Origin of the sequence: Phocaeicola sp. (assembly GCF_048170425.1) — a bacterium.
GTDB lineage: Bacteria > Bacteroidota > Bacteroidia > Bacteroidales > Bacteroidaceae > Phocaeicola.
This window is the reverse complement of record NZ_DBEXBB010000136.1, coordinates 1-4,337: the sequence shown is the minus strand read 5'-3', so window position 1 is coordinate 4,337 and position 4,337 is coordinate 1. Positions and strand designations below refer to the sequence as shown.

The 4,337-nt window shown below is 40.4% G+C and carries 4 protein-coding genes and 1 pseudogene; 4 read left to right on the top strand and 1 reads right to left on the bottom strand.

Going from position 1 to position 4,337, the window contains the following annotated elements; all coding sequences use genetic code 11:
* Positions 1 to 45 precede the first annotated feature (45 nt).
* The 4 genes from ACMJ0U_RS05355 (at position 46) to ACMJ0U_RS05340 (ending at position 4,178) form a co-directional block, all read left to right on the top strand.
* A complete protein-coding gene (locus tag ACMJ0U_RS05355) occupies positions 46 to 1,083 on the top strand; it encodes a DHH family phosphoesterase (protein ID WP_417128669.1) in 1,038 nt (345 codons plus the stop codon).
* Between the two features lie 104 nt (positions 1,084 to 1,187).
* The gene (locus tag ACMJ0U_RS05350; RefSeq protein ID WP_417128668.1) at positions 1,188 to 1,856 is read left to right on the top strand and encodes a DUF4827 domain-containing protein; all 669 of its coding nucleotides are present in this window, start codon (positions 1,188 to 1,190) and stop codon (positions 1,854 to 1,856) included.
* Positions 1,857 to 1,880: 24 nt separating this feature from the next.
* Positions 1,881 to 3,269, top strand: a complete 1,389-nt coding sequence (gene glmM / locus ACMJ0U_RS05345) for a phosphoglucosamine mutase (protein ID WP_417128666.1) — start codon at positions 1,881 to 1,883, stop codon at positions 3,267 to 3,269.
* A 123-nt stretch (positions 3,270 to 3,392) separates the two neighbouring features.
* Positions 3,393 to 4,178 (top strand): hypothetical protein, encoded by a 786-nt coding sequence (locus tag ACMJ0U_RS05340; protein ID WP_417128664.1) that lies wholly within the window; start codon positions 3,393 to 3,395, stop codon positions 4,176 to 4,178.
* A gap of 40 nt (positions 4,179 to 4,218) precedes the next feature.
* Here ACMJ0U_RS05340 and ACMJ0U_RS05335 read toward each other — a convergent pair.
* A pseudogene (locus ACMJ0U_RS05335) lies at positions 4,219 to 4,337 on the bottom strand (IS982 family transposase); the annotation flags it as partial.

Genomic DNA, 4,337 nt, shown 5'->3' with positions numbered 1-4,337 from the left:
TTGTACTTTTGCTCCTTTCAAAAGTGTAAGTTTAAGAAAAATAATATGTTGTCAAAAGTAATTCTTCAAGCTCATATTGATAAAATTGAGACCTATTTTGACCGGGCTGACAAAATTGTGATTGTCACTCATGTATCTCCTGACGGGGATGCATTAGGGGCTTCGTTAGGGCTGTATCATTTTTTGTCTGTTCATGAAAAGACGGTAAATGTGATTGTGCCCAATGCGTTTCCTGACTTTTTACGGTGGATGCCTGGAGCGAAAGATATTATCCGTTATGATAAATATGCTGAGTTTGCCGATAAACTGATTGCTGAGGCAGAAGTGATTTGTTGCCTTGATTTTAATGCCTTGTCGCGCATTGACCGGATGGCAGATGTGGTAAGGGATGCACAGGGTAGAAAGGTAATGATTGATCATCATTTGAATCCGGAACCATTCTGTCGGGTGACGATTTCACATCCGGAAATCTCTTCTACTTCGGAATTGATTTTTAGACTGATATGCCGTCTGGGGTGTTTTGATGATATTACATTGGAAGGAGCGGAATGTATCTATACCGGAATGATGACGGATACAGGAGGTTTTACTTATAACTCCAATAATCGTGAAATATATTTTATTATCAGCGAACTGTTGTCTAAAGGCATTGATAAAGATGATATTTATCGTAAAGTGTTCAATACGTATTCAGAAGGGCGTCTTCGCCTGATGGGGTATGTGCTTTATGAGAAAATGCAGGTATATCCTCAGTTTCGTGCAGCTTTAATTTGTCTTTCAAAGGAAGAGCAGGGTAAGTTCCGTTATGTAAAAGGAGATACAGAAGGTTTTGTAAACATTCCTCTCCAGATGAAGGGAATTTGCTTTTCGGTATTCCTGCGTGAAGATACCGAGAAGGATATGATTAAGGTTTCGCTTCGTTCGGTGGGGGCATTTCCCTGTAATCAGGTGGCGGATGAGTTCTTCAATGGGGGTGGGCATTTGAATGCTTCCGGTGGAGAGTTTTACGGTACGATGGATGAGGCTGTTGGCTTGTTTAAGCAGGCTTTGGTGAAATATGAGAGCTTATTACTGAAAAATTAGTGAGAAATTTTTATTCTTGAACAATATTAGACATAATTGGACAAAATAGGAGGGGTGTTTTTGAGACATTTTACTACATTTGTCCGTGTAAAGATGCTTATAAGATGAAAAAGAATTATTTGTTATGGGCTATAACTGCCGTGATTATATTGGCGCTGCAAAGTTGTAATAACGGAAAGACCTATGCTGAGATGAAGGAAGAAGAGGCAGATGCCATCAATAAGTTTATCTTGGAAAATGACATAAGGGTTATTTCTGAGGCAGATTTTGCAGCCCAGGACTCTACTACAAAAGAAAATGAGTATGTATTGCTGGATGAGAGTGGGGTTTATATGCATGTGGTCAATCGTGGTCCAGGTAAAAATGTGCTGGAGGATGGAACATATGATATGGTAGCTCGTTTTGTAGAAGTGGCAGTGCAGACACGTAGCGATTTAGGTATGACGGCGGGAGATACATTATTGGCTAATTTTCATGTAGCGAACCCTTCTTATACCATTAAAGGAGAAGACTTTAAACTGACAATTAGCGGTGATTCCTATTCTGCTTCGTTTACCCGCAATGATTCTTACAGTATGTATGGTATGTATGGAACTGTGGCAGTTCCTTCTGGCTGGTTGATACCGTTGCGGTATTTGAAACCTGGAAGAACGAATGATGCAAGTGAGATTGCTCGTGTGAAATTGATTGTACCACACAGCGAAGGTACTTCTTCTGCTACTCAATCGGTATATCCGTGTTTTTATGAGTTGACTTATAACATGACAAGATAACCTAAATAATTAAAACCTTTATTTATGACACTTATTAAATCTATTTCCGGTATTCGTGGTACGATAGGCGGCCATGCCGGTGAAGGGCTGAATCCTTTGGACATCGTGAAATTCACTTCTGCTTATGCAACGTTGATTCGTAAGACAACAACAATCAAGTCGAATAAAATTGTGGTTGGTCGCGATGCACGTATCTCTGGTGAGATGGTGAAAAATGTGGTATGCGGTACGTTGATGGGAATGGGGTTCGATGTGGTAAACATCGGATTGGCTTCTACTCCAACTACTGAGCTTGCCGTCACGATGGAAGGTGCATGTGGAGGTATCATTTTGACTGCCAGTCATAACCCGAGACAATGGAATGCTTTGAAATTGCTGAATGAGCATGGTGAATTCCTGAATGCGGCAGAAGGAAACGAGGTGTTGCGTATTGCCGCAGCAGAAGAATTTGAGTTTGCGGACATAGAACATATTGGTAAGTATCGTGAAGACAATACATACAATCAGAAACATATAGACAGCGTATTGGCACTGAAGTTGGTAGACGTAGAAGCTATCCGTAAAGCTAATTTCCGCGTGGCAATTGATTGTGTGAACTCTGTAGGAGGTGTGGTACTGCCTCAGTTGTTGGAACAGTTGGGTGTGCAGCATGTAGAGAAGTTGTATTGTGAACCGACTGGTGACTTCCAGCATAATCCGGAACCGTTGGAAAAGAACTTGGGCGACATCATGGGATTGATGAAGAAGGGTACTTGTGATGTAGCCTTTGTGGTGGACCCTGACGTAGACCGTCTGGCTATTATCTGTGAGAATGGAGTGATGTATGGAGAAGAATATACATTGGTCACAGTGGCTGATTATGTATTGAAGCATACTCCGGGAAATACGGTTTCTAACTTGAGTTCAACTCGTGCACTGCGTGACGTGACTCGTAAGTATGGTATGGAATATAATGCTTCTGCAGTGGGTGAGGTGAATGTAGTAACCAAGATGAAAGCTACAAATGCAGTTATCGGTGGTGAAGGTAACGGTGGGGTAATTTATCCGGAATCTCACTACGGACGTGATGCATTGGTGGGTATTGCTTTGTTCCTGAGTCATCTGGCACATGAAGGAAAGAAAGTAAGCGAGCTGCGTGCTACTTATCCTAATTATTTCATTGCGAAGAATCGTATTGACCTAACTCCGGAAACGGACGTAGATGCTATTTTGGCCAAGGTGAAAGATCTTTACAAGAATGAAGAAATCAATGATATTGACGGTGTGAAGATTGACTTCCCTGACAAGTGGGTTCACCTGCGCAAGAGTAATACTGAACCGATTATTCGTGTGTACTCAGAAGCTTCTACAATGGAAGCTGCCGATGAAATTGGTAAACAGATTATGGATATTGTATATAGTCTGGCTAAATAAGTTTTTCACTGAAACATCGGCGGGTAATTCGTACGATGGAAAGTGGCAACTAGTATAGAGAATTTCTAGTGAACCCGTCATTAATGTGTAATTGATGACGGGTTTGCTTTTTGTATACGTGTTATGAAAGCAGTGTATATGATTGCCTGCGTGTGGTGTATGACTTTTTTTCATGTAGCTGCACAAGATGTTGACCTGAAAGTTTTATATAATGATAGGCTTCATCAAGTAGTCTGTCGGGTTATCAATTATACTCCGTATGAAGTGGTTTTGCAACGTTCGTCAGAAGGGAAATTTAGCGGAAGTTATCTGACTATGAAATCTCAGGATATGTATGGAAGGGGGTGTGAGAGTTATCTGGATGTACTTGACGAACCTTTTATAGTAGTATCTTCTGGAAAATGTTATGAGTGTTTGGTTACTTTAAATCCTCTAGAGGGTGAGTCTGTAGAATCAGTAAGTGTCAGTCTGTTAGCGATATATTTTCCTGCTGGAAAAGAAGCGGTCAGTGTACGTTTGACAAAACATTATCCTTATTTGTGTGTTTCTGTACCATCTGAAACTCCGCAGGTGGACTTTTACTTGCAAGTAGATAAGGAGGCTATGAAGGCGAAGTATAGGATAGTGAACCATACGAAGGATGTGGTTTATCTGGACTATTTTAATTGCTATTGCTCGGGAGTGTATGGAGAATCTCAGAAAAGACTTTCTTTCAAGAAATATCCATTAAACAGGCTGGCTATGAAGTTGGATCCTGCAATGGATTATATTTATGAGATAGATCTTTCACAATATGAGGGTGTGACTGAGCTTGAAGCTTTGATGACTGTGGCATATTATGAGGTGAAAGAACAATTGGCTATAAGGCGTATAATGAAAAAGATTGCGATTCCTCATGAAAAAAAGTAAAATGAATGCTACCTTTATTTAACGTGAGTTCGATATAAAATTAGAAAATAGACAGTTGTCCGTCATTGTCAAAATTCACATCAATGGCGGGCTTCTTCTCAAAAAAGCAGTATGCTGCAATAGCCGACAAGGAATTTGCAATGAAGTTGTTAAAAGAAC